Annotated in this window: 16 protein-coding genes; 1 reads left to right on the plus strand and 15 read right to left on the minus strand. The window is 70.5% G+C overall.

Annotated features, from left to right (window positions below):
• Positions 1 to 24: 24 nt before the first annotated feature.
• Together ACX28W_RS02130 and fmt are read right to left on the minus strand one after the other, a co-directional pair.
• Complete coding sequence (locus tag ACX28W_RS02130; protein ID WP_458997028.1) at positions 25 to 1,455, minus strand: RsmB/NOP family class I SAM-dependent RNA methyltransferase; 1,431 nt, start codon at positions 1,453 to 1,455, stop codon at positions 25 to 27.
• Between the two features lie 96 nt (positions 1,456 to 1,551).
• Positions 1,552 to 2,484 (minus strand): methionyl-tRNA formyltransferase, encoded by a 933-nt coding sequence (gene fmt, locus ACX28W_RS02135; protein ID WP_458997029.1) that lies wholly within the window; start codon positions 2,482 to 2,484, stop codon positions 1,552 to 1,554.
• Positions 2,485 to 3,121: 637 nt separating this feature from the next.
• Here fmt and ACX28W_RS02140 point away from each other — a divergent pair.
• Positions 3,122 to 3,664 carry a hypothetical protein gene (locus ACX28W_RS02140; RefSeq protein ID WP_458997030.1) on the plus strand — a complete coding sequence of 181 codons (543 nt, stop codon included), beginning with the start codon at positions 3,122 to 3,124 and terminating at the stop codon, positions 3,662 to 3,664.
• A gap of 79 nt (positions 3,665 to 3,743) precedes the next feature.
• On the opposite strand, the gene ACX28W_RS02145 is transcribed toward ACX28W_RS02140, so the two are convergent.
• From ACX28W_RS02145 to ACX28W_RS02205, 13 genes are all read right to left on the minus strand, one after another.
• Complete coding sequence (locus ACX28W_RS02145) at positions 3,744 to 5,891, minus strand: primosomal protein N' (RefSeq protein WP_458997031.1); 2,148 nt, start codon at positions 5,889 to 5,891, stop codon at positions 3,744 to 3,746.
• Between the two features lie 226 nt (positions 5,892 to 6,117).
• Positions 6,118 to 7,341, minus strand: coding sequence for a methionine adenosyltransferase (gene metK, locus ACX28W_RS02150; RefSeq protein ID WP_458997032.1), 1,224 nt, complete (start codon positions 7,339 to 7,341; stop codon positions 6,118 to 6,120).
• A 240-nt stretch (positions 7,342 to 7,581) separates the two neighbouring features.
• Entirely contained in the window at positions 7,582 to 8,784 is a 1,203-nt protein-coding gene (coaBC, locus tag ACX28W_RS02155; RefSeq protein ID WP_458997033.1) for a bifunctional phosphopantothenoylcysteine decarboxylase/phosphopantothenate--cysteine ligase CoaBC, read from the minus strand.
• Between the two features lie 126 nt (positions 8,785 to 8,910).
• A complete protein-coding gene (rpoZ, locus tag ACX28W_RS02160) occupies positions 8,911 to 9,183 on the minus strand; it encodes a DNA-directed RNA polymerase subunit omega (protein ID WP_003982715.1) in 273 nt (90 codons plus the stop codon).
• 47 nt (positions 9,184 to 9,230) lie between these two features.
• Entirely contained in the window at positions 9,231 to 9,788 is a 558-nt protein-coding gene (gmk, locus tag ACX28W_RS02165) for a guanylate kinase (protein ID WP_458997034.1), read from the minus strand.
• A 37-nt stretch (positions 9,789 to 9,825) separates the two neighbouring features.
• Positions 9,826 to 10,149: an integration host factor gene (locus ACX28W_RS02170; protein WP_016638838.1), complete on the minus strand. Its 324-nt coding sequence runs from the start codon at positions 10,147 to 10,149 to the stop codon at positions 9,826 to 9,828.
• Between the two features lie 311 nt (positions 10,150 to 10,460).
• On the minus strand, positions 10,461 to 11,303 hold the full coding sequence (pyrF, locus tag ACX28W_RS02175) for an orotidine-5'-phosphate decarboxylase (RefSeq protein WP_458997260.1): 843 nt from the start codon (positions 11,301 to 11,303) through the stop codon (positions 10,461 to 10,463).
• Positions 11,304 to 11,335: 32 nt separating this feature from the next.
• Positions 11,336 to 12,442 carry a quinone-dependent dihydroorotate dehydrogenase gene (locus tag ACX28W_RS02180; RefSeq protein WP_458997035.1) on the minus strand — a complete coding sequence of 369 codons (1,107 nt, stop codon included), beginning with the start codon at positions 12,440 to 12,442 and terminating at the stop codon, positions 11,336 to 11,338.
• 70 nt (positions 12,443 to 12,512) lie between these two features.
• Positions 12,513 to 15,821: a carbamoyl-phosphate synthase large subunit gene (carB, locus tag ACX28W_RS02185; RefSeq protein WP_458997036.1), complete on the minus strand. Its 3,309-nt coding sequence runs from the start codon at positions 15,819 to 15,821 to the stop codon at positions 12,513 to 12,515.
• Positions 15,814 to 16,950, minus strand: coding sequence for a glutamine-hydrolyzing carbamoyl-phosphate synthase small subunit (gene carA, locus ACX28W_RS02190; protein ID WP_458997037.1), 1,137 nt, complete (start codon positions 16,948 to 16,950; stop codon positions 15,814 to 15,816). The genes carB and carA overlap by 8 nt, the downstream gene beginning before the upstream one ends.
• Positions 16,947 to 17,525, minus strand: a complete 579-nt coding sequence (locus ACX28W_RS02195) for a PH-like domain-containing protein (protein WP_458997038.1) — start codon at positions 17,523 to 17,525, stop codon at positions 16,947 to 16,949. The genes carA and ACX28W_RS02195 overlap by 4 nt, the downstream gene beginning before the upstream one ends.
• Positions 17,522 to 18,808, minus strand: coding sequence for a dihydroorotase (locus ACX28W_RS02200; protein WP_458997039.1), 1,287 nt, complete (start codon positions 18,806 to 18,808; stop codon positions 17,522 to 17,524). Before ACX28W_RS02200 ends, ACX28W_RS02195 begins: the two co-directional genes overlap by 4 nt.
• 4 nt (positions 18,809 to 18,812) lie before the next feature.
• Complete coding sequence (locus ACX28W_RS02205; RefSeq protein WP_266756494.1) at positions 18,813 to 19,790, minus strand: aspartate carbamoyltransferase catalytic subunit; 978 nt, start codon at positions 19,788 to 19,790, stop codon at positions 18,813 to 18,815.
• Between the last annotated feature and the right edge of the window lie 9 nt (positions 19,791 to 19,799).

Consider the following 19,799-nt stretch of genomic DNA (forward strand, 5'->3'; position numbering starts at 1 on the left):
TTCGCCGTCTTCGCCGGCTGGAAATCAGGCGGTCCGCCGGATCAGCGCCAGGTACATGGCGTCCGTCCCGTGCAGATGCGGCCACAGCTGTACGTCGGGGCCGTCGCCCAGCGCCGGTACGTCCGGCAGGAGCGGGCGGGCGTCCAGCAGCTCGGCGTCACCGTCGTAGTGCTTGAGCACATCGTCGACGACCGCGCGGGTCTCGGCGAGGTGCGGCGAGCAGGTCGCGTACCCGACGACACCGCCGACCCGCACCGAGTCGAGCGCCGTGCGCAGCAGCCCGCGCTGCAGCGGTGCGAAGCCTGCCAGATCCTCGGGGCGGCGCCGCCAGCGGGCCTCGGGACGACGGCGCAGCGCGCCCAGCCCCGTACAGGGCACATCCATGAGCACCCGGTCGAAGGTGCCGGGCAGCCACGGCGGACGGGTGCCGTCGGCGGCGATGACCTGGTACGGCCCGGGGTTCCCGGCGAGCGCCTTGGCAACGAGCCCGGCCCGGTGCGGCTGCTTCTCGGAGGCGAGCAGCACGGCGCCGCGTTCGGCGGCGAGCCCGGCCAGCATGGCGGCCTTGCCGCCGGGTCCGGCGCAGCCGTCCAGCCACGCCTTGTCGGGTCCGTCGAGCGGCGCGTTCGCGAGGGCGAGCGCCACCAGCTGGCTGCCCTCGTCCTGGACGCCCGCACGGCCCTCCCGTACGGCGTCGATGGCACCCGGCTCGCCGCCCTCGGTCAGCCGCACGGCGTACGGTGACCAGCGACCGGGCAGCGCGGACTCGTCCCCGAGTACGTCGAGCAGTTCGTCGGCGGTGGAGCGACCGGGCCGGGCGACGAGCGTCACCTCGGGCCGCTCGTTGTCGGCCTCCAGCAGATCCTCGATCCCGGCCCGCCCGCCGCCCAGCGAGTCCCACAGCGCGGAGACGACCCACCGCGGATGCGAGTGCACGACGGCGAGATGGTCCTCCGGGTCCTCGTCGTAGGGCGGCGCGACCTGTTCCAGCCAGCCGTCCAGGTCGTGTTGTGCGACCTTGCGCAGCACGGCGTTGACGAACTTGGCACGCCCGTCGCCGAGCACGACCCGGGCGAGTTCCACGGAAGCGGAGACGGCGGCGTGGGTCGGGATGCGCGTCCCGAGCAGCTGATGGACGCCCAGGCTGAGCACATCCAGCACCGGCGGGTCGACCTCGCGCAGCGGCCGGTCGACACAGGCCGAGATGACGGCGTCGTACGTGCCCTGGCGGCGCAGCGTCCCGTACACCAGCTCGGTCGCCAGCGCCGCGTCCCGTCCGTCGAAGTCGCCCTTCTCGCGCGCCTTGCGCAGCAGCGGCGGCAGGACGAGGTTCGCGTACGCGTCCCGCTCGTCCACGGCCCGCAGCGCCTCGAAGGCGAGCATGCGGACCGGGTCCTTCTGAGGACGGCGGTAGGGCTTGCCGGGCTTGTGCGGCCGACGGGACTGCTCACTCACGAAAAAGGTGCTCCGGATCCAGGAAAAAAGGTGCGTCTATCAGCGTACGCCGCGAGGTTTGTGCCCGGCGGTGACGGTGTCGGGGCAGGCGGTGGTTCAGGCCCCGAGGCGCTCCCCGGAGCCGATGCGCACCCCGCGCGCCCAGTCCGCGGCGCGCATCGGCTTCTTGCCCTGGGCCTGGACCCAGAGCAGTTCGACGGCGTACGAACCGGTCCCGACGTACACGTTGTTCTTGCCGACGGACAGCTCGCCCGGGGCGAGGTCGGTGCGCTCGGGCACGGGCGCGGCGTGGATGAGCTTGAGCCGCTCGCCGCGGAAGACGGTCCACGCGCCGGGCGCGGGGGTGCAGCCGCGCACGACCCGATCGACCCGCAGCGCCGGTGCGGACCAGTCGATGTGCGCGTTCTCGACGGTGATCTTCGGCGCGAGGGTGACGCCGTCGGCCGGCTGCGGTACGGCCTTCAGGGCGCCGTCCTCAATGCCGTCCATCGTCGCGACGAGCAGCCCGGAACCGGCGAAGGCGAGCCGGGTGAGCAGGTCCCCGCTGGTGTCGGTGTGCCGGATCTCCTCGGTGACGGTTCCGTACACGGGCCCCGAGTCGAGCCCTTCCTCGATGAGGAAGGTGGAAGCACCGGTGATCTCGTCCCCCGCCATGATCGCGTGCTGGACGGGGGCGGCGCCGCGCCAGGCGGGAAGCAGCGAGAAGTGGAGATTGACCCACCCGTGGACGGGAACGTCGAGGGCGACCCGAGGCAGCAGCGCACCGTACGCCACCACAGGGCAGCAATCGGGTCCGATCTCCCGCAGCCGCGCCAGGAATTCCTCGTCCCGCGGCTTGACCGGCTTCAGCACTTCGATCCCGGCCTCCTCCGCCCGCTCGGCGACCGGACTCGCGACGAGCCGCCGTCCCCGCCCGGCCGGCGCATCGGGCCGGGTGACAACGGCGGCCACCTCATGCCGCCCGGAGGCGATCAGGGCGTCCAGAGCCGGAACGGCGACCTCGGGGGTACCTGCGAAGACAAGCTTCATGGGTGGCGGTTGGCCTCTCGGACGGGAGCTCTTCAGACCCCGCACACGTGCCGGTGGAGGCGGGGTGCGGACAGCGCACCAGTCTATGCGGCGTGGGGTGTATGCGGCGTGCGGGCGTTGGGGCTCGAGGGCGTGGGCCTCGAGGGCGTGGGCCTCGAGGGCGTGGGCCTCGAGGGCTCGCGACTCGGGCGCTCAGGGGCTCGCCGCTCAGGGGCCCGTGTCTCACCGCTCAGGGGCCCGTGCCTCGCCGCTCAGGGGCTCGTGTCTCGGCGCTCGGGCGCTCTGCGCGCGCCACGTCCGGACGACCCGCGCGGGCTTCCACGGCCCACACCACGAAGCTCGTCACACTTCCGTGTCACCTGCACCCGCCGTCGGCGGCACACCCCCGCAGGACACTCCGCACCCGACAACGCACTCGCACGGGCGATCCGGGTGGGAACACCCGAGCCAAGGCCGAAGGCGACGCGAGTCAAGGCCGCACCGGGGGCGTACGCCCCCGATCGCGCCCCGTGCATATGCCCTTACGCCCCCGCAGCGTGACCACTCACCCGGAAATGCGTTGGTCAAGAGAGAGTTGACCACAAGGGGCCGCAATCGCGGCCCGATCCTTTTCAACGCCGGTTCGAGAGGCTTGTTCATGGCCGACCACGCAACCCACGACGCCCAGGCTCGGGCCAGCCTGCACTTGCTGGTGCGGGACATCGAGCGGGTCCGCCGGCAGGTGGACGCACTGCGCACGCTCACCGCCCAACTGGGCAACGTCTATCGCCCGCGCCGCTCCGGCCCCTCCACGGGCTTCGTCGTCTACGGACGCGCCCCCGCCCCGACCGTCCGCCTCGCCCAGGAGCTGCGGGACAGCGTCGAGACCCTGGTCACGGCCGCCGTGGACTTCGATCGCTCACTGGGCTTCTCGTGGGACGCGGTGGGCTCGGCACTCGGGGTCACCAAGCAGGCGGTGCACCGCCGTTACGGCGCCCGCCGCGCCGCCGCCCAGGCCGCCGCCGATGCCGAGCGCGCCACGGAGACGTCGGGCACCGGCGCTGTAACCGTCAACACCGGCATTCCCACCGTCCCGACGGTCCCCGCGGCCCGCTCCATGCCGACCCAGCCGACGGCGGGCAGCCCCACGCTCCGCGACGAGGTCAGGCCCACGGCGTTCCCGGGCCCCCGCAACGGCTGACCCACTTTCGGCCTGCCTCTCGGAGCCACCAAGCCCCGGGAGGCAGCCCCTTGCTCACGCCCCCGCTCATGCTCCGGCGTCACCCAATGTCCGGCGGATCGATCCGAATCCGTACGGGCTCGCTCCCCCCCCGCGCCATCCGCGCCGCCTGCGCGGCCTTCAACGCGGCCGCCAGCGCCGCGCCACTGCCCGGGGGCACCCGAACGAGCGCCCGCTCCCAGTGCTCTCCCGGAGGCGGCGCCCCCACCCGACGCGGCCGCCCGGCATCCGTGACAGGCAACGGCACGGGCCCCAACACCTCGGCGTCACCAGGAAGTTCAACCACGGCGAGAAACCCGCTGACAGCCTCCACCGTCCCCGACACGGCCGCCATCCGTGACACCGGCGGAAACCCCAACTCGGCCCGCTCGGCGAGCTCCCGCACCGCGTGCCCGACAGGATCCCACCGTACGAGCGCCTGCACGGGCCGCAAGGTCGGCTCGGCCACGACCACCACCGTGCCCCCCTCTCCCTGTCCGCGCACGAGCGACGCCGCTCCGATCCACCGCCGCAGCGCGTCCTCGCCGGCCCGCAGATCGGGCCGCGACAGCATCGCCCAGCCGTCGAGGAGCAGCGCGGCGGCGTACCCGCCCTCGGCGACGGGCTCGGCCCCCGGAGTGCTCACGACGAGCGCGGGCGCCCCGGGCACGGTGTCGAGCACCTGCTCCCGCCCCGACGTTCGCACGGGCACGGCCGGAAACGCCCGGCCCAGCTCCTCCGCGGTCCGCCGGGCGCCCACGACCTGCGCCCGCAGCCGGAACCCGCCGCACTCGGGGCAGTGCCAGGCCGCCTCGTCCCGTCCGCACCACGTACACCGCGGCACCCCGGCGTCCGGCGCCTCCAGCGGCCCGGCGCAGTGCCGACAGCGCGCGGGCGCCCGGCACTGCGCACAGGCCAACCGCGGTACGTAGCCACGCCGCGGCACCTGCACCAGTACCGGCCCGTGCCGCAGCCCCTCTCGCACCACCTGCCAAGCCATCGTCGGCAGCCGGGCGGCCCGCGCGGCCTCGTCCCGGGCGAGATCCCCGTCCCCCACGGTCCGCACGAGCGGCGCCGCCCCCCGCACCTGCTCCCGGTCCGCGATCAGCGGCAGCGCCCACCCGCTCTCGACCAGCTGCGCGGCCTCGACGGTGCAGCCCCAACTGCCCAGCAGGAAGGCGCACTTGTCATGGGCCGCCCGCAGCAGCAGCACTTCCCGCGCATGCGGCTGCGGCGCGTGCGGCTCACTGTGGCTGTCGTCCCCGTCGTCCCAGATGGCGACCAGCCCCAGATCCCGCACGGGCGCGAACATGGCGGCCCGGGTCCCCACCACGGCCCGTACGGACCCACGGCGCACGGCGAGCCACTCCCGATACCGCTTCTCGGGCCCGGCCTCGGCGGTGAGCACCGCGTGCCGCCCCTCCCCCAGCAACGAGGTCAGCGCGGCGTCCACGCGAGACACGGCCCGACCGTCCGGTACGACGACGAGCGCGCCGCGCCCCGAGGCGAGCGTCGCGGCCACGGCCCGCGCCAGTTCCTCGGCCCAACCGGGACCCGGCAGCGCGTTCCACACGGCCCGCGGCGCCCCGCCCGCGGCGAGGGATTCCAGAAAGGCCGCCCCCCGCCCGTACCGCACCCAGGACCCGACCGCGGGCACGCCGGGAGGAGGAAGCGGTGGAGGCGAGGGCTTCCCCTCTGCTCGCGCGCTGCGCGGCGGCAGGGCGAGCTGCAGCACATCGGCGAGACTGCCCGCGTACCGATCGGCGACGGCCCGCGCGAGCCCCAGCAGCTCGGGCCCGAGCACGGGTTCGGGAGACACCACCTGGGCCAGCGCGGCGAGCGGGCCCGAGTAGTCGGACTCGGCCAGCCGCTCGACGAGAAACCCGTCGATCAGCCCGCCACCCTCACGCCGCCCGTCCCGCACCCGATGCCGCCCGGCTCCGAACCGCACTCGGACGCGGACGCCCGGCTGCGCATCGGCGTCAAGCTCCTCGGGCACGGCGTAATCGAAGTACCGATCAAGATGCAGCACACCCTTGTCGACGAGCACGCGCGCGACAGGCAATTCCTTGGCGAGTGCCGCGCCCCGCCAGGTCCGCGGCTTCGCCTTGGGCGCCCTGGCCTGCCGCACACCCTCTCGAATCAACGCAAGCTGCTCGGGCGGCGCACCCTCCGCACCGCCCTCGCCCCGCCCATTCACGCTGCTCACACCAACATTCCTACCAGAGCGCACTGACACCGCCGCGCGCCCGAGATCCAGCGCGATCCCCCGTGCGGGATCCGGCCCACGACGAGCCTGATCGCGCTGACCGTGGGGTTCTGGCGGGGGCGGCGAGGTTCCGTCTTGCTGAGGACGGCGAGAGGCACGGCAGGTGACACAGTGAGGCCCGGCACCCCCGAGGGGGGCACCGGGCCTCACCACAAAGCCGGAAGAACTACAGGCCGACAGCCTTGCGCAGCGCCTCCACGCGGTCCGTCCGCTCCCACGTGAAGTCGGGCAGCGGCCGCCCGAAGTGGCCGTACGCGGCCGTCTGGGAGTAGATCGGGCGCAGCAGGTCGAGGTCGCGGATGATGGCCGCCGGGCGAAGGTCGAAGACCTCGGCGATGGCGGTCTCGATCTTCTCGGCGTCGACCTTGGCGGTGCCGAAGGTCTCGACGAAGAGACCGACCGGCTCGGCCTTGCCGATGGCGTAGGCGACCTGGACCTCGCAGCGGGAGGCGAGGCCCGCGGCGACGACGTTCTTCGCGACCCAGCGCATCGCGTAGGCGGCGGAGCGGTCGACCTTGGACGGGTCCTTGCCGGAGAAGGCACCGCCGCCGTGGCGGGCCATGCCGCCGTACGTGTCGATGATGATCTTGCGGCCGGTGAGGCCGGCGTCGCCCATGGGGCCGCCGATCTCGAAGCGGCCGGTCGGGTTGACGAGGAGGCGGTAGCCCTCGGTCTCCAGCTTGATGCCGTCGTCGAGGAGGGCCTTCAGCTCCGGCTCGACCACGAACTCGCGGATGTCGGGCGCGAGCAGGGACTCAAGGTCGATGTCGCTCGCGTGCTGCGAGGAGACGACGACCGTGTCCAGGCGGACCGCCTTGTCGCCGTCGTACTCGATGGTGACCTGGGTCTTGCCGTCGGGGCGCAGGTACGGGATGGTCCCGTTCTTGCGGACCTCGGAGAGGCGGCGGGAGAGGCGGTGCGCGAGGTGGATCGGGAGCGGCATCAGCTCCGGGGTCTCGTCCGTCGCATACCCGAACATCAGGCCCTGGTCGCCGGCGCCCTGCTTGTCCAGCTCGTCCCCTTCTTCACCTGCGGCGGCCCCCTCGACACGCTGCTCGTACGCCGTGTCGACGCCCTGCGCGATGTCCGGAGACTGCGAGCCGATCGACACGGACACGCCGCAGGACGCTCCGTCGAAGCCCTTCTTCGACGAGTCGTAGCCGATCTCCAGGATCTTGTCGCGGACCAGCTGGGCGATCGGCGCGTACGCCTTGGTCGTGACCTCTCCGGCCACGTGCACCAGGCCGGTCGTGATCAGCGTCTCCACGGCGACCCGGGAGTTCGGGTCCTCGCGCAGAAGCGCATCGAGAATGGTGTCGCTGATCTGGTCAGCGATCTTGTCGGGGTGACCCTCGGTCACGGACTCCGAGGTGAACAGGCGACGGGACACAACGCTCCCTGTGGTTGCAGCGGCTGCTGGCTGATCATTGGCGGACGGGACGGGAGCTGCGCCCGGCATCGTCCGAGAACAGTTTATCGGTCACGCTCGCCCGCAGGTCCTCTTGTCTCGCTTCTCGGAAGCGCTGTGACCTGCGGCACGCGCATTCTGCGCCATGACGACCGGTCTCCACCAGTGCCGTCACGCCAGATTTCGCGCGGATGGAGGCATCCGTTGAGGCGAATGAGACATTCACCGCAGGCGGAGTGTCACCAGATCCCACACGGTCTCGGCCAGAGCCTCCTTGGGCCCGTACGGCACCGGAGTCTCGCTGCCGTCGGCCCCGAGAACCACCGCCTCGTTCTCCTCGGAACCGAAGGTCTTGCGCTCCCCCACCTCGTTCACGACGAGGAGATCACACCCCTTGCGCTCCAGCTTCGTACGACCGTTGGCGAGGACGTCGTCCGTCTCGGCGGCGAAGCCGACGACCACCTGGTCGGGGCGCGGACGGTCCGCGGAGATCTCCGCGAGGATGTCCGGATTCCGGACCAGAACGATCGGCTCCGGCTCCTGGCCGTCCTTCTTCTTGATTTTCCCGGCCGCGTACGTGCCCGGGCGGAAGTCCGCCACCGCCGCCGCCATCACCACGGCGTCGGCGTCCGAGGCCGCCTTCAATACCGCCTCGCGCAGCTGCACGGCCGTCCCGACCTGGACGACGTCCACGCCCGCGGGGTCCGGCAGCCCGGTGTTCGCGGCGATCAGCGTGACCCGGGCGCCCCGCGCGATCGCCGTGCGCGCCAGGGCGTACCCCTGCTTGCCGGAGGAGCGGTTGCCGAGGAAGCGGACCGGGTCGAGGGGCTCGCGGGTGCCGCCCGCGCTCACGACGACGTGACGGCCGGCGAGATCCGGCTCGGTCACGCCCCGGGCGAGCACGCGGCGACAGACCTCGAAGATCTCCGCGGGGTCGGGCAGTCGCCCCTTGCCGGTGTCCACACCGGTGAGGCGCCCCACCGCGGGCTCGATGACCACGGCGCCGCGGCGGCGCAGCGTCGCCACGTTCTCCTGGGTCGCCGGGTGCTCCCACATCTCGGTGTGCATGGCGGGCGCGAAGACGACCGGACAGCGGGCGGTGAGCAGGGTGTTCGTGAGGAGGTCGTCGGCCAGGCCATGGGCCGCTTTGGCGAGCATGTCGGCCGTCGCCGGGGCCACGACCACCAGGTCCGCGTCCTGCCCGATGCGGACGTGCGGGACCTCGTGGACGTCCGACCAGACCTCGGTGGACACGGGGTGGCCGGAGAGCGCGGACCAGGTGGCGGCGCCGACGAAGTGCAGTGCGGACGCGGTGGGTACGACGCGTACGTCGTGGCCCGACTCCGTCAGCCTGCGCAGCAGCTCGCAGGCCTTGTACGCGGCGATGCCACCGCTGACTCCCAGCACGACCTTCGGCTTGTCCACCGGGCCTCCCCACACTCGAAAACGTACAACCCCATGCTGCATCACGGCGGGGGACGACCCCCGCGCCCCCGAGCAGACCACAGGCCCGACAGATGAGCTGCCGGGCCTGCGATGAGCAAGAAATGATTACTGCGCGGGGCCCTCGACGGCCTCCGACGTCAGCAGACCCGCGTTGATCTCGCGCAGGGCGATCGAGAGCGGCTTCTCGTGGACGTGGGTGTCGACGAGCGGACCGACGTACTCGAGGAGACCCTCGCCGAGCTGCGAGTAGTACGCGTTGATCTGACGGGCACGCTTGGCCGCGTAGATCACGAGGCTGTACTTCGAGTCGGTGGCCTCGAGGAGCTCGTCGATCGGAGGGTTGATGATGCCCTCGGGAGCAGTGATGGAAGAGGACACGCTCTGCCTTCCGAAAGGTGGAAATTGACCTGAAGGTGACCTAAAGATCAAACAACTTCCATCAAGGCTAGCAGCTCACGCGCCACGTCCTCGACGGAGGTGTTGACCAGGGTGACATCGAACTCGGGCTCGGCCGCCAGTTCGATCTTGGCGGCCTCCAGACGGCGCTCGATCACCTCGGGCGGCTCGGTGCCCCGCCCGGTGAGCCTGCGCACCAGCTCCTCCCAGGAGGGCGGAGCCAGGAACACGAGCAGGGCCTCCGGCATGGACTCGCGAACCTGTCGGGCCCCCTGGAGGTCGATCTCCAGGAGGACCGGCACGCCCGCCTCCAGGTGCTCGAGGACGGCCGCGCGGGGCGTCCCGTAGCGGTTGCCGGCGAATTCGGCCCACTCCAGCAGTTCGCCGTTGGCGATCAACTTGTCCATCTCCTCGTCGGAGACGAAGAAGTAGTGGACTCCGTGCTTCTCACCGGGGCGTGGCCTGCGGGTCGTCGCCGACACCGAGAGCCAGACCTCGGGGTGTTCCTTGCGCATATGAGCGACGACCGTGCTCTTGCCGACCCCTGAGGGGCCGGAGAGCACGGTCAGCCGCGGACGTTCACTCATGCAGCGATTATTCCAGCAATCCCGGTGTGCCCAGGACTCAAGCGCCAGAGCCGCCGAACTCGCGCTCCAGGGAGGCGATCTGGTTCGAGCCGAGGCCGCGCACGCGGCGGCTCTCGGAGATCCCGAGTCGCTCCATGATCTGCTTGGCGCGGACCTTGCCCACGCCCGGCAGGGACTCGAGCAGGGCGGAGACCTTCATCTTGCCGATGACGTCGTTCTCTTGACCCTGCTTGATGACCTCATGCAGGGAGGCGCCGGAGTGCTTGAGTCGATTCTTGACCTCGGCCCGCTCCCGGCGAGCCGCGGCGGCCTTTTCGAGCGCGGCTGCGCGCTGTTCAGGGGTAAGGGGCGGAAGAGCCACGCCTACGTCACCTCGGATGTCGAACTGTCGGATACGGACCGGTGAGGAACCTAGTCGCCCCACACCTGGGGAGCTACGAGCAACACGCTTGCCCGTTCTCCCCCACTGCCTTGAGGGGCGTGGGAGGTGCCCCCACTCGACGGAGACTAGCGGGCAAGTGCGCCAGAGTCAGCGAGAACAGAGGAAAAGTCCTGGTCAGCCTCCCTAGAGCCGGGCATTTACGACATACTGCCCTGGATTTGAGGATGTATTCAGACTCGGGCCGCTCCGGAGACACTCATCGGAGGACTGTCGCGCGGCCGTCCGAGCACTCAGGCGGCCGCCACAGCGGCCCTGATCTCCTCCGCGAAGCGATCCGCGGACTCCCGCAGCGCGAGGACATCGGGTCCGTGACGAAGAACACCCCGGCTGACGTTCGGGACGACATTGCGCACCGCCGCACCGAAGACACCCGCGAGATCGGCCGCCGTGGCCCCCTGGGCGCCGATTCCGGGCGCGAGGAGCGGTCCGTTGATGTCCAGGTCGTAGGAGGAGAGATCGCCCAGCGTGGCACCGACGACGGCACCGAAGGACCCCAGGGGCGTCTCCCCGGCGTTCTCGGCGGCCAGATGCCCGAGCATGGCCGCTCCGACGTTGCGTCCGTCCCCGCGGACCGCGTGCTGCACTTCGGCGCCCTCCGGGTTGGAGGTAAGGGCGAGCACGAACAGCCCGGTGCCACTCTCGCGCGCCAGCTCCACCGCGGGCTTCAGGGAGCCATAGCCCAGATACGGCGACACGGTCAGCGCGTCCGAGAACAGCGGCGCGTCCTTGCACAGGAAGGTCTCCGCGTACGCGGCCATGGTCGACCCGATGTCGCCGCGCTTGGCGTCCATCACGACCAGCGCCCCGGCCGCTCGCGCCTGTTCGACCGACTTCTCCAGGACGGCGATGCCGCGCGACCCGAAGCGCTCGAAGAACGCGCTCTGCGGCTTGAGGACCGCGACCCGCTCGGCCAGCGCCTCGACGACGGTGCGGCTGAATCGCTCCAGGCCCGCGAGGTCGTCGCCCAGGCCCCAGTCGGTGAGCAGCGAGGCGTGCGGGTCGATGCCCACGCACAGGGGGCCCCGGTCGTCCATGGCGCGGCGCAGCCGGGCGCCGAAGGGTTCCGGGCTCATGCTGCCTTCCTCACTCATGCCGCCTGCCTCGCTCATGCTGCCTTCTTCACATCGGCGCCGACCGCGTCGGCGAGAGTGGCGTACGGGCTTGTGCGCAGGCGCGCGGCGAGCCCCTTGTGGATGGCGCGACCCCAGAAGGGCCCCTCGTAGATGAAGGCGCTGTAGCCCTGGACCAGCGTGGCGCCGGCCAGGATGCGCTGCCAGGCGTCCTCGGCGTTCTCGATGCCGCCGACGCCCACGAGGGTGATCCGGTCGCCTACGCGCGCGTAGAGGCGGCGCAGCACCTCCAGGGAGCGTGCTTTGAGCGGCGCGCCGGAGAGTCCGCCGGTCTCCTTGACCACGGAGGGTTCGGACTTCAAACCGAGTTCCTCGCGCGCGATGGTGGTGTTCGTGGCGATGATCCCGTCCAGGCCCAGCTCGACGGCGAGGTCGGCGACCGCGTCGATGTCCTCGTCGGCGAGGTCGGGAGCGATCTTGACGAGCAGCGGCACGCGCCGGTCGGTGACCGCACCGTCGGCGGCTTCGCGGACGGCGCTCAGAAGGGGCCGCAGCGCGTCGGTGGCCTGCAGATTGCGCAGACCGGGCGTGTTCGGCGAGCTCACGTTGACCACGAGATAGTCGGCGTGCCGGGCCAGTCGCTCCGTCGACTTCACGTAGTCGCCGACGGCCTCCGCCTCGGGAACGACCTTGGTCTTGCCGATGTTGACACCCACGACGGTCCTGAACACGGGCGTACGGGCCGCCAGGCGCTCGGAGACGGCCTCGGAGCCCTCGTTGTTGAACCCCATGCGGTTGATCAGCGCGCGGTCCGGCACAAGCCGGAACAGCCGCTTCTTGGGGTTGCCGGGCTGCGGCTCCCCCGTGACCGTGCCGATCTCGATGTGGTCGAAGCCGAGCATCGACATCCCGTCGATCGCGACGGCGTTCTTGTCGAAGCCCGCCGCGAGTCCGAACGGGCCGTGCATCCGCAGCCCGAACGCCTCCGTGCGCAGCTCCTTGTGGCGGGGTGCGAGCGCGGCGGCGACGAATGTGCGCAGGACCGGGATGCGGGCGGCGAGGCGGATCCAGCGGAAGGCGAGGTGATGGGCCTGCTCGGGGTCCATCCGCTGGAAGACGAGGTTGAAAAAGATCTTGTACATGGTGTCCTCACGAAGACATGGAGTCCTCACGAAGAGGGGGACACCGTTTCCGATGTCCCCCTCAGGGCTGCTAGTCGCGGGCCGCGGTCAGATGCTCGGCGTGTTCCTGGAGCGAACGCACGCCCACGTCACCGTGGTTGAGCGCGTCGATGCCCTGGACGGCGGCGGCGAGCGCCTGCACCGTCGTCAGGCACGGGACGGACCGCGCCACGGCCGCCGTACGGATCTCGTAGCCGTCGAGTCGGCCGCCGGTACCGTACGGCGTGTTGACGATGAGGTCGACCTGGCCGTCGTGGATGAGCTGGACGATGGTCTTCTCGCCGTTCGGGCCCTCGCCCTCGCTCTGCTTGCGCACGACCGTCGCGTTGATGCCGTTGCGCTTGAGCACCTCGGCGGTGCCGGAGGTGGCGAGCAACTCGAAGCCATGAGCGACGAGTTCACGCGCCGGGAAGATCATCGAGCGCTTGTCGCGGTTGGCGACGGAGATGAAGGCACGGCCCTTCGTCGGCAGCGGACCGTACGCCCCCGCCTGGGACTTGGCGTACGCCGTCCCGAACACCGAGTCGATGCCCATGACTTCACCGGTCGAGCGCATCTCCGGGCCCAGCACCGTGTCGACGCCACGTCCGTGGATGTCGCGGAACCGCGACCAGGGCATGACGGCCTCCTTGACGGAGATCGGCGCGTCGAACGGCAGCTCACCGCCGTCACTGGTGGCCGGAAGCAGCCCCTCCGCCCGCAGTTCGGCAACGGTCGCGCCCAGCGAGATCCGGGCGGCGGCCTTCGCCAGCGGCACCGCGGTCGCCTTCGACGTGAAGGGGACGGTGCGCGAGGCACGCGGGTTGGCTTCGAGGACGTACAGGATGTCGCCCGCCATGGCGAACTGGATGTTGATCAGTCCGCGAACCCCGACGCCCTTCGCAATGGCCTCGGTGGACGCCCGCAGCCGCTTGATGTCGAACCCGCCGAGGGTGATCGGCGGCAGCGCGCACGCCGAGTCGCCGGAGTGGATACCGGCCTCCTCGATGTGCTCCATGACGCCGCCGAGGTAGAGCTCCTCACCGTCGTACAGCGCGTCGACGTCGATCTCGATCGCGTCGTCGAGGAACCGGTCGACCAGGACGGGCCGGGAAGGGCTGATCTCGGTCGACTCGGCGATGTACGAGGACAGCCGCGTCTCGTCGTACACGATCTCCATGCCGCGCCCGCCGAGCACGTACGACGGCCGTACGAGGACGGGGTAGCCGATCTCGTCTGCGATGGCCTTGGCCTCGGCGAAAGTGGTGGCCGTGCCGTGCTTGGGGGCCGGGAGACCGGCCTCGGCCAGGACCCGCCCGAAGGCGCCGCGGTCCTCGGCGGCGTGGATCGCCTCGGGGGGCGTACCGACGACCGGCACGCCGTTGTCCTTGAGCGCCTGCGACAGACCCAGGGGGGTCTGTCCGCCGAGCTGCACGATCACACCCGCGATCGGACCGGCCAGCGACTCCGCGTGGACGATCTCCAGCACGTCCTCGAGCGTCAGCGGCTCGAAGTACAGGCGGTCGGAGGTGTCGTAGTCCGTGGAGACGGTCTCGGGGTTGCAGTTGACCATCACGGTCTCGTAGCCCGCGTCGCTGAGCGCGAAGGAGGCGTGGACGCAGGAGTAGTCGAACTCGATGCCCTGGCCGATGCGGTTCGGGCCGGAGCCCAGGATGATCACCGCGGGCTTCTCACGCTGCGCGACCTCCGACTCCTCGTCGTAGGAGGAGTAGAAGTACGGCGTCTTCGCCGCGAACTCGGCGGCGCAGGTGTCGACCGTCTTGTACACCGGGCGCACGCCCAGCGCGTGCCGCACCTCGCGCACGACGTCCTCGCGCAGACCACGGATCTCGGCGATCTGCGCGTCGGAGAACCCGTGCCGCTTGGACTCGGCGAGCAGCTCCGGGTCCAGCTTGTCGGCGGCGGCCAGCTCGTCCGCGATCTCCTTGATCAGGAACAGCTGGTCGACGAACCACGGGTCGATCTTGGTCGCCTCGAAGACCTCTTCGGGGGTGGCGCCCGCGCGGATGGCCTGCATGACGGTGTTGATACGACCGTCGGTCGGACGGACCGCCTCGGCCAGCAGCTCACCCTTCTCGCCCGGGTCGCCCACGAACGTGAACTGCGAGCCCTTCTTCTCCAGCGACCGCAGCGCCTTCTGCAGCGCCTCGGTGAAGTTGCGGCCGATCGCCATGGCCTCGCCGACCGACTTCATGGTCGTGGTCAGGGTCGAGTCGGCGCTCGGGAACTTCTCGAAGGCGAAGCGCGGGGCCTTCACGACCACGTAGTCGAGGGTCGGCTCGAAGGACGCCGGCGTCTGCTCGGTGATGTCGTTCGGGATCTCGTCGAGCGTGTAGCCGACGGCGAGCTTCGCGGCGATCTTGGCGATCGGAAAGCCGGTCGCCTTGGAGGCGAGGGCCGAGGAGCGGGACACGCGCGGGTTCATCTCGATGACGATGACCCGGCCGTCCTCGGGGTTCACCGCGAACTGGATGTTGCAGCCGCCGGTGTCGACGCCGACCTCGCGGATGACGGCGATGCCGATGTCGCGCAGGATCTGGTACTCGCGGTCGGTGAGCGTCATCGACGGGGCGACGGTGATCGAGTCACCGGTGTGCACGCCCATCGGGTCGAAGTTCTCGATGGAGCAGACGACCACGACGTTGTCGTGCTTGTCGCGCATCAGCTCCAGCTCGTACTCCTTCCAGCCGAGGATGGACTCCTCCAGGAGCACCTCGGTGGTGGGAGACAGGGTCAGGCCCTGACCCGCAATGCGGCGCAGTTCCTCCTCGTCGTGTGCGAAGCCGGAGCCGGCGCCGCCCATGGTGAAGGAGGGCCGGACGACGACGGGGTAGCCGCCGAGGGTCTCGACGCCGTTCAGGACGTCGTCCAGGGAGTGGCAGATGACCGACCGGGCGGACTCGCCGTACCCGATCTTCGCGTTCACCGCCTCCACGACGCCCTTGAAGAGATCGCGGTCCTCGCCCTTGTTGATCGCCTCGACGTTGGCGCCGATGAGCTCGACGCCGTACTTGTCGAGGGTCCCGGCCTCGTGCAGCGAGATGGCCGTGTTGAGGGCCGTCTGGCCACCGAGGGTGGGCAGGAGCGCGTCCGGGCGCTCCTTGGCGATGATCTTCTCGACGAACTCGGGGGTGATCGGCTCGACGTACGTGGCGTCGGCGATCTCCGGGTCGGTCATGATCGTCGCCGGGTTGGAGTTGACCAGGATGACCCGCAGGCCCTCGGCGCGCAGGATGCGGCACGCCTGGGTGCCGGAGTAGTCGAACTCGGCGGCCTGGCCGATGACGATCGGGCCGGAGCCGATGACCAGGACGGACTGGATATCGGTGCGCTTAGGCACGCTGGCCCTCCATCAGGGATACGAAGCGGTCGAACAGGTAGGCGGCGTCGTGCGGGCCCGCTGCCGCTTCGGGGTGGTACTGGACGCTGAAGGCCGGCTGGTCGAGGAGCTGGAGCCCCTCGACGACCTGGTCGTTCAGGCAGACGTGCGAGACCTCGGCACGCCCGTAGGGGGTCTCGGACACCTTGTCGAGCGGGGCGTCGACGGCGAAGCCGTGGTTGTGCGCGGTGACCTCGACCTTGCCGGTCGTACGGTCCTGCACGGGCTGGTTGATGCCGCGGTGGCCGTACTTCAGCTTGTAGGTGCCGAAGCCGAGGGCGCGGCCCAGGATCTGGTTGCCGAAGCAGATGCCGAAGAGGGGGGTCTTGCGCTCCAGCACCGCCTTGACCACGGTCAGGTCCACGGTGGACGGGTCGCCGGGGCCATTGGACAGGAAGAAGCCGTCCGGGTTGACCGCGTACACGTCCTCGACCGTGGCGGTCGCGGGCAACACGTGCACCTCGATGCCGCGCTCGGCCATCCGGTGCGGGGTCATGCCCTTGATCCCCAGGTCGAGGGCGGCGACGGTGAAACGCTTCTCCCCGATCGCGGGGACGACGTACGCCTCCGTGGTGGCGACCTCCTGGGAGAGGCTGGCGCCGACCATCTCAGGCGCCTGACGCACCTCGGCGAGCATGGTGCCCTCGTCGGGCAGTGCGTTGCCCGAGAAGATGCCGACGCGCATGGCGCCGCGCTCGCGCAGGTGCCTCGTCAAAGCACGCGTGTCGATACCGGAAATGCCCACGACACCCTGGTTGCGCAGCTCCTCGTCCAGCGAGCGCTGGGCGCGCCAGTTGGACGGCACGCGCGCGGGGTCGCGTACGACGTAGCCGGAGACCCAGATGCGCTTCGACTCGGAGTCCTCGTCGTTGACGCCGGTGTTGCCGACGTGCGGGGCGGTCATCACGACGACCTGGCGGTGGTACGACGGGTCGGTGAGGGTCTCCTGGTAGCCGGTCATGCCGGTGGAGAACACCGCTTCGCCGAAGGTCTCCCCCACGGCCCCGTAGGCGCGGCCGCGGAAGATCCGGCCGTCCTCCAGGACGAGTACGGCGGGAACCTTCGCGGCTCCCCTGGTGGAGGTCGTCATCGTGCGCCTTCCGTGTCGATCGTGTCGATGCTCTTGTTGATCATGCTGTTCAGGGTGTCGACCCACTCGTTGTGCTCGGCCGCACGGTCGGAGCGGAAGCCGGAGTCGATCAGCTTGTCGCCGTGCGCCCAGGTGACGACGAGCAGACCGCCCTCGCTGAGGACCTTTCCGGCGATGCCCTTGCCGAGCAGGGCCTCGCGCAGTGCTTCGGCCGGGATGAAGAAGTCGGTGGCCCCGGGGCGTACGACGTCCAGTCCCGCGTCCGTCAGCGTGAGCTCGACCCGGCTGCGGGTGCCCAGGCCGTGCGCCACGATGCGGTCCAGCCACTGCCCGGCGGTGGTGGAGCCGTGATAGCGGCCGCTCATGCTCAGTTTCGCCGGACCGAGGTCTTCCGGCGCGGTGGGCAGCTCGGGCAGGTCACTCTGGAGGGTGCCGCGCCACTTCCAGCCCTCGCGCATCAGCCAGTAGACGAGCGCGACGAAGAGGGCGAGGCCGACGAGCCAGCCGATCCGGGCGGCCCAGTCGGTCACTTCGGCCGATTTCTGTTCCACTGCGAGCAGAGTTGCAGGTGTCACGTGAGCTTCCCGTCGACGAGCGTGGCCTTGCCCCGGAGCCACGTGTGTGTCACACGACCCGGCAGCTCACGTCCCTCGTACGGGGTGTTGCGGCTGCGCGAGGCGAAACCCGCGGGGTCCACGGACCCACGGTATTGCGTGTCGACGAGCGTGAGGTTCGCGGGCTCACCAGCCGAGACGGGACGGCCGTGCCCGTCTGCCTGCCCGATCTGCGCGGGCTTGACGGACATACGGTCGGCGACCCCGGCCCAGTCGAGGAGCCCGGTGTCGACCATCGTCTCCTGGACCACTGACAACGCGGTCTCCAGGCCGACCATGCCCATGGCCGCGGCGGCCCACTCGCAGTCCTTGTCCTCGTGCGGGTGCGGCGCGTGATCGGTGGCGACGATGTCGATGGTGCCGTCGGCGAGCGCCTCGCGCAGGGCCATGACGTCACGCTCGGTGCGCAGCGGAGGGTTGACCTTGAAGACCGGGTTGTACGTCCGCACGAGCTCGTCGGTGAGGAGGAGGTGGTGCGGGGTGACCTCGGCGGTGACGTCGATACCGCGGGACTTGGCCCAGCGCACGATCTCGACCGATCCCGCGGTCGAGAGGTGGCAGATGTGGACGCGCGAGCCGACATGCTCGGCGAGCAGGACATCTCGGGCGATGATCGATTCTTCGGCCACCGCCGGCCATCCCCCGAGCCCCAGCTCGGCGGAGACGACGCCCTCGTTCATCTGGGCGCCCTCGGTGAGGCGGGGCTCCTGCGCGTGCTGTGCGACGACGCCGCCGAAGGCCTTCACGTACTCCAGCGCCCGGCGCATGATCACCGCGTCGTCCACACACTTGCCGTCGTCCGAGAAGACCGTGACCCCGGCGGCGGACTCGTGCATCGCGCCCAGTTCGGCGAGCTTCTTGCCCTCCAGGCCCACGGTGACGGCGCCGATGGGCTGTACGTCGCAGTAGCCGTGCTCCTGGCCGAGCCGGTAGACCTGCTCGACGACACCGGCGGTGTCGGCGACCGGGAAGGTGTTGGCCATGGCGAACACGGCCGTGTAACCGCCGGAGGCCGCCGCCCGGGTACCGGTCAGCACGGTCTCCGAGTCCTCACGGCCCGGCTCACGCAGATGGGTGTGCAGGTCGACGAGCCCCGGGAGCAGCACCTTGCCGTCGGCTTCGACGACCTCGGCACCTTCTTCGGAGAGCCCGGTGCCGACCGCCTCGATGACGGCGCCGTCGATGAGTACGTCCTGCTGCTCGCCGCCGAGCACCTTCGCACCGCGGATCAGGATCTTGCTCATGTTCTTACTTCTCCTCGGTACGGGTGTGGGTGACGGCGGGCTCATTGCCGCCAAGGAGCAGGTAGAGCACGGCCATGCGGATCGAGACCCCGTTGGCGACCTGCTCGACGACGGTGCAGCGGTCGGAGTCGGCGACCTCGGCGGTGATCTCCATGCCGCGGACCATCGGGCCGGGGTGCATCACGATGGCGTGCTCGGGCATCCGCGCCATGCGGTCGCCGTCGAGGCCGTAGCGCCGCGAGTACTCGCGCTCGGTCGGGAAGAACGCGGCGTTCATCCGCTCGCGCTGCACGCGCAGCATCATCACCGCGTCGGACTTGGAGAGCGTGCTGTCGAGGTCGTACGAGATCTCGCAGGGCCAGGTCTCGACGCCGACCGGCACCAGGGTCGGCGGGGCGACAAGCGTGACCTCTGCGCCGAGGGTGTGCAGCAGGTCGACGTTGGAGCGGGCGACCCGGCTGTGCAGCACGTCGCCGACGATCGTGATGCGCTTGCCGGACAGGTCCTGCCCTATCCCCGCGTCCCGGCCGACCAGACGGCGGCGCATGGTGAAGGCGTCGAGCAGGGCCTGCGTGGGGTGCTGGTGGGTGCCGTCACCGGCGTTGATGACGACGGCGTCGATCCAGCCGGAGGTGGCGAGCCGGTACGGGGCTCCGGAGGCGCCGTGGCGGATGACGACGGCGTCGACACCCATCGCCTCCAGGGTCTGGGCGGTGTCCTTGAGGGACTCGCCCTTCGACACCGAGGAACCCTTGGCGGTGAAGTTGATGACGTCCGCGGAGAGGCGCTTCTCGGCGGCTTCGAAGGAGATCCGGGTGCGGGTCGAGTCCTCGAAGAAGAGGTTGACGACGGTGCGGCCGCGCAGGGTCGGTAGCTTCTTGATCGGCCGGTCGGCGACCCGGGCCATCTCCTCGGCGGTGTCGAGGATCAGGACGGCGTCGTCGCGGGTGAGGTCGGCGGCCGAGATGAGATGACGCTGCATCTGTCAGGC

The sequence above is a fragment of the Streptomyces sp. SD15 genome (assembly GCF_054462255.1).

Bases quoted from the DNA above. Each gene is read 5' to 3' on its own strand.
- pyrF (WP_458997260.1), bottom strand. From the start codon at position 11,303: ATGAGCCCGGAACCCTTCGGCGCCCGGCTGCGCCGCGCCATGGACGAC.
- ACX28W_RS02200 (WP_458997039.1), bottom strand. From the start codon at position 18,808: ATGAGCAAGATCCTGATCCGCGGTGCGAAGGTGCTCGGCGGCGAGCAG.
- gmk (WP_458997034.1), bottom strand. From the start codon at position 9,788: ATGAGTGAACGTCCGCGGCTGACCGTGCTCTCCGGCCCCTCAGGGGTC.
- ACX28W_RS02205 (WP_266756494.1), bottom strand. From the start codon at position 19,790: ATGCAGCGTCATCTCATCTCGGCCGCCGACCTCACCCGCGACGACGCC.
- ACX28W_RS02140 (WP_458997030.1), top strand. From the start codon at position 3,122: ATGGCCGACCACGCAACCCACGACGCCCAGGCTCGGGCCAGCCTGCAC.
- ACX28W_RS02180 (WP_458997035.1), bottom strand. From the start codon at position 12,442: ATGTACAAGATCTTTTTCAACCTCGTCTTCCAGCGGATGGACCCCGAG.
- carA (WP_458997037.1), bottom strand. From the start codon at position 16,950: ATGACGACCTCCACCAGGGGAGCCGCGAAGGTTCCCGCCGTACTCGTC.
- fmt (WP_458997029.1), bottom strand. From the start codon at position 2,484: ATGAAGCTTGTCTTCGCAGGTACCCCCGAGGTCGCCGTTCCGGCTCTG.